The following is a 464-nucleotide window of genomic DNA, read 5'->3' on the forward strand; positions in this document are numbered from 1 at the left end:
CTTCCATCGCGAGCACCGCCGCGGGCCTCGCGTTCGCGTTCGTCTCCGGCCTCGCGGGCACGTTCACCGCGTGCAACATCGCGATGGCCGCTTCGATCGGGCCGATGAGCCAGGCGAGCGGGTCGGCGGCGCAGGGCACGTTGCGCGCCCTGTTGCGCCCGTTGGGCTTCTTCACCGCGGGCATGGTGGCGGTGTCGGCGGTCTACGGCGCGGTCGGCGTGCTGATCGGGACGAGCCTGCCGCAGCTGTCCTCCGCGATGGTCGGCACGGTGCCGGTGCGGCTGATCCAGTCGTCCGTCGTGTTCGGCCTCGTCGGGCTGGCGATGGCCTACCTCGGGCTGGCCGCCCTGGGCGTGCTGCCCGACCTGTTCCGCGACCGGCCGGTGGCGCGCGTGGTGGTGCTCGGCGGACTGGTCGGCGCGTTCCTGATCGGTCGGCCCTACCCGATGTTCATCAAGCTGTTC

Annotated in this window: 1 pseudogene; it reads left to right on the plus strand. The window is 72.2% G+C overall.

The features are described from left to right. A pseudogene (locus AB0G02_RS35580) lies at nt 1-464 on the plus strand (hypothetical protein); the annotation flags it as partial.

Source organism: Actinosynnema sp. NPDC023658 (assembly GCF_040639995.1).
Lineage (GTDB): Bacteria > Actinomycetota > Actinomycetes > Mycobacteriales > Pseudonocardiaceae > Actinosynnema.